Consider the following 4,930-nt stretch of genomic DNA (forward strand, 5'->3'; position numbering starts at 1 on the left):
TTGGCATTGAGGGATGTGGCAACGGGGATAGAAAGCTTCTCGGCAAGGGCGATGAGTTCGGCGCTGGCATCGGATGTGGTCACACCGCCACCGGCCATGATGATCGGCTTTTTGGCTTGTGTGAGCAACTTGAGGGCTTCGGTGATCAATTCGGGTTCGGCAGTCGGGCGAAAAGGTGGAATCTGGGAAAAGGCAGATTCGATGACGACTTCAAAATCGGCTTCGGCTTCAACGACGACTTGACCGGCAAGACCTTGTAGATCGAGATGTACGGGACCGGGGGTGCCTGTGGTGGCTGATCGAAAAGCCTGCCGCAAATACACGGGCAGCAGATCGACGGCGTGGATATCAGCGGTGTATTTTGTAACTGCATCAAACGGGTTTCGGTGATCGACTTCCTGATAGGCATGGCGGAGCTGATTGACATGGCTTTCTTTGCCTGTGATTGCGATAACAGGCGAGCAGGCAAGATAGGCGTCTTGAAGACCGGCAGCGAGGTTAACGGCACCAACGGATTGGGCCATACAAAGACCTGGACCGCGTCTGACGCGCGCATACGCATCGGCCATGTACGCGGCGGCTTTTTCTCCGTGGGTTTGCACGCGTTTCATGCCGAGATTTTCCATTTCCATCAATGCTCGGGGCGCGATGTAGGGCATAAAAAAGACGGTGTCTATTCCGTGGCCATGCACGGTTTCTGCGAGAAATCGTGCACCTGTCATTTGGGGCATTGGGGTCTCCTTTTATGGTCTTCTGCTGGTGATGGGACGCAGAACTTTGACGTTGGTATCGATGGTGATTTTTTTCCGCTCTTGAATGGCTTTTTGGCCGATTTCCCAGACTTTGCCCATTTCGGGATCATCGGGTTGTGCGATGGTGCCGACATTGCTGTGATGGCCTTCCCAATGATACAGGCTGTCGTACCGCGTCATCATGTAGATGCGTTCTTCGGGTGCTGATTTGGTTATCCATTGGCCAATGGGGCGCACACCTTCGCCTCGGGTGACCCAGGGCCACCACTGATTTTCTGATAAGTCGACAAAACGCGAAACGTCGGCGGGCGCGACTTTAAATGAGCGCAGAGTATAAATGCCAGGCTCTTTTTCGGGGGCGTCGCTATCGGGCTGTCTTTGCGTGAGGGGCAAGAGGGAAATACATTCGGTTTCGTGTACGAGTGCGGCACGTCCACTGCCTTCATTGGCGAGATTGTCCCAGTTTCGGGTTTCTTCCCAATGACCATGGCTGTCGTATCGCGTCATGAGAAAGATGCGTTCGGGGCCACCTATGGCAACGACCCAGAGGCCGAGTGCACGCGCTCCTTTTTTTTCGATGGCTGGCCAGATCTGTTCTTCGCTAAAGCGAACAAATTCGGCGTAGTCTTTGCGGTGAACGTGAAATGTGCGGATGGTATAGATCATTCAATCCTCGTTTCTCGTCATAGGTTACAGACATAAGAATCTTTGGGACCTGTTGATTCTGTGTTCATGTTTTGCGTGCTCCTATTGACTACTCATCAGTTCTTCAAGCAGGGTATTTTGATCCACGATCTCTTCACCTACGGCCTCGATTACCACATCGACGATTTGGCCTGAGAATACAAACGGGGCGTTGTAATGATCGTCAACGGGTGTCTGGCTATCTCGCCCCACTTCAAAGGGTTCGTTGACAAAGTTATATTGGCGAAATGGTGATATAAGACCTTCGCCCGCAGGCTTGTCATTTACGATGAAACGTGCACGCCCTTCATCTTCTCCGGTTTTCACCACATCAAGACGAAGTGTTACATTGCCCGGTGGAATTGTCACTGATGAAGAGATGCGTTTTTGATCGCCGGAGTGGTTGTTTGTATAGTGCAGGCGATTGTCGTGGATGAATAAGCTCCAGCCACCAAATCGACCACCATCGGCGACAATAGTACCTTCGACGTCCGTTGATTTACGTTCAATGCGTGCGGTAATGCGATGTGAGAGACCGAGCACTCTTGGGCCGGATTTAAAATGGTGGGGCAGTACCGCATCCTGGTATAATACCCAGCGATCCTTGGGTTCAGGCCACCAGCCCACACCATTTCTGCCACCTATATCATCCAGAGGTAAGACGCCGTATTGCTTCGCTTCACGCCACCAGAGGTCGATCATTTCTCTTAATTTTTCAGGATGCTGATCTGCCAGGTTGTCTATCTCGGCCAGGTCCTGATCCAAATGATAAAGCTCCCATTCGTCTGCATCGAAGTCGGTGCCTCTGGTGTGGAAGGTCACGGCTTTCCAGCCTTCGTGCCAGATCGCTCTTTGACCAGTCGTTTCGAAATACTGGATTTTTTTTCGGGTATCCGCCGTATTGTCATTCAGTGTGTGAGCCATCGACGTACCATGCAAAGGGATTTGTTCTATGCCATTCACCTGATTGGGCAGATCCAGCCCCAGAAGGTCTAACAGGGTCGGGGTTATATCCACCACATGATAAAACTGTCGCCGCGTTTCGCCTTTGGCCTGGATACCCGCTGGCCAACGGATGAGCAGTGGTGCGCGGACACCGCCTGCATAGGTATTTCCTTTATAGCGTTTGAACGGCGTATTGCCCGCCATCGCCCAGCCGGAAGGATAAATGGGATAGCTTAGAGGACCGCCGAGGTCATCAATGTGGGCGAGATTTTCCTCAACTGTGGGTGGATCTCCTATGCGAGAACGCAGATGATGGTAGCTACCGTGAGGACCACCCAGAGATGCTGCGCCATTGTCAGAAAGGGCGATCACAATTGTGTCGTCGCGTTTACCGAGTGCATCCAACTCGGCAAGCAAACGGGTGATTTGAACATCGGTGTGTTCCATGAAGCCAGCAAAGACTTCCTCAAACCTGGTTGCAAGGCGTTGCTCATCTGCGCTCAGTTCGTCCCAGGGTTGTACACCATCATTCCGCGGGGCGAGACGTTGATCATCAGGCAATAGACCGGATGCTTTCTGGCGAGTTAGGGTTTTGTCACGCGCAACATCCCAGCCATCGTCAAACCGACCTTTGTATTTGTCTGCAAATTCTCGTGGCACGTGGTGGGGAGAATGACCAGCCGCAAATGCCAGGTACAGAAAGAAGGGTTTGTCGGGGTCTGCCGAAACCAACTGCCGAAGCCATTTGCAAGATTGGTCGACGATATCTTCCGACAGGTGATAGTCCTCGGTGGATGGCTGTTCAATGCGCTCGTTGCCCATGACGAGTTCGGGATGCCACTGGTTGGTCTCGCCAGCCAGAAATCCGTAGAAGCGGTCAAACCCACGTTGTAAAGGCCAGTGATCATAGGACCCTGCCGGACTCGTGTCATCGATGGCATTCAAGTGCCATTTGCCTGCGGCGAGGGTCTGATAGCCATGGGGGCGCAATAGTTCAGCCAGATTGGCGGCTTCTTTGGAAATAAACCCGCGTGTATTGGGAAAGCCGTTGTTCATCTCAGTCACGCGGCCCATACCGACACTATGATGGTTTCGACCCGTCAACAAGCAAGTGCGGGTAGGGGAACACAGTGGGGTTACATGGAAATTGGCATATCGCAAGCCATCTTCTGCCAAACTGTCCAGCGCAGGTGTCTCAATATCAGAACCATAACAGCCCAATTGTGAATACCCGACATCGTCTAACACAATCATCACGATGTTGGGCGACTGTTTTAACTCAGTCGGTTTCGTGATCCATGATGCAGTTGAGTCTTCAAAGGTCCGACCGATGGTCCCATTGAAATGCCTGTCATGTTCCATATATCATTCCCCGATTAGTTCCTCACCTGAGTTCTACGCATATATCTACAAAATGGATAACGCCAGTGAATTCAAAAGGTGAAACGCCCGCGATGGGTGAATGTCGGTTGCGACCGACTTCTACACCGCGCATCTTTGACCTGCGTGTGGCGTCTGGAATTTGGATCGAACCGATTGTCTCGCCATCTCCCGTGAGCGTGATGGTTCCTGTGCCATCGTCGGCGGGTTCGAACGCAGCACCCACGGTAATACGACCATTGGGAAGCGTCGTTGTGGAACGACCTGAGATTGTTTGCCCCAGCGCGTTATACACAAAGCACAGTGTGCCATTCTGTATGAATAAAGAAAATCCATCGAGGGATTTGCCCTGGGCATAGATGACGCCTTCGGTTTCTGGCAGGATCTCAACTTCGGCAGTTAATGACCAGTTTCCCTGTTCCAGTGCGGGCGATTGTTTTGATGCAATGCGAGCCATTGGCGGAACAAAATGATACGTCAGCGAATCGGGTTCCGCAGTGGTGGGGCGCGGTGGCAGCCCAGAGCGCAAAGGCAAGACGCCATAGCGTCCGGCTTCTACCCACCATCTTTCAATCAGCTTTTTCAGTTGATCTGGCTCGGCCTTTGCGAGGTTATTGGATTGCGAGAAATCTTCATCGAGATAATACAATTCCCATTCGTCATCATTGTAATCGTCGTCTGAGTCGTGTCTGGTAACGGCCATCCAGCCGTCGAGCCAGAGCGCACGGTTGCCCATCATTTCAAAATACTGAACAGGTTTTTGCGTAGGGCAATCTCTGTCGTCAAAAGTGTAGGCCATGCTCGTTCCCGTAATAGGCATCTGATCGTATCCACGGTAGCACGACCGAGGTTGTAAATTGAGTACTTCAAGTATTGTCGGTGTGAGATCTGAAACGAAGTGGAACTGTCCCCTTACACCGCCAGCATCTTTTATAGCTGGAGGATAGTGAATGATCATCGGCACGCGTACACCGCCCGCATGTGTATCCTGCTTGTACCATGGCAAGGGTGTGTTGCCCACCTGAGCCCAGCCCCAGGGGATATCGGTGTAGCTGTGCGGGCTCCCGATGTCATCCAGTTTTTCTTGGATGGCATCGAAATCTTCTTCTGGTAAAGCGCGCCCGGTTTTCTCGCCTACGGTCTGCCCATTGTTTGCGGCATTGCGCAGG

General features: G+C 52.2%; 4 protein-coding genes. All 4 read right to left on the reverse strand.

The genetic code is table 11. The features are described 5' to 3' along the window. The coding region (locus OXG87_10490) for a thiamine pyrophosphate-binding protein (protein ID MCY3869977.1) at window positions 1-731 on the reverse strand (731 nt) is incomplete at its 3' end. Window positions 732-743: 12 nt separating this feature from the next. Beyond that, entirely contained in the window at window positions 744-1,418 is a 675-nt protein-coding gene (locus OXG87_10495; protein ID MCY3869978.1) for an NIPSNAP family protein, read from the reverse strand. Between the two features lie 81 nt (window positions 1,419-1,499). Continuing rightward, window positions 1,500-3,743 (reverse strand): arylsulfatase, encoded by a 2,244-nt coding sequence (locus tag OXG87_10500; GenBank protein ID MCY3869979.1) that lies wholly within the window; start codon window positions 3,741-3,743, stop codon window positions 1,500-1,502. Between the two features lie 22 nt (window positions 3,744-3,765). Continuing rightward, window positions 3,766-4,930: sulfatase-like hydrolase/transferase (locus OXG87_10505; GenBank protein ID MCY3869980.1), on the reverse strand; the 1,165-nt coding region annotated here is incomplete at its 5' end.

This window comes from Gemmatimonadota bacterium, from assembly GCA_026706845.1.
Taxonomy (GTDB): Bacteria; Latescibacterota; UBA2968; order UBA2968; family UBA2968; genus VXRD01.

What these genes read in the sequence shown, in the direction of transcription:
- OXG87_10495 (MCY3869978.1), bottom strand. Translation starts at nt 1,418, where the DNA reads ATGATCTATACCATCCGCACATTTCACGTTCACCGCAAAGACTACGCC.
- OXG87_10500 (MCY3869979.1), bottom strand. Translation starts at nt 3,743, where the DNA reads ATGGAACATGACAGGCATTTCAATGGGACCATCGGTCGGACCTTTGAA.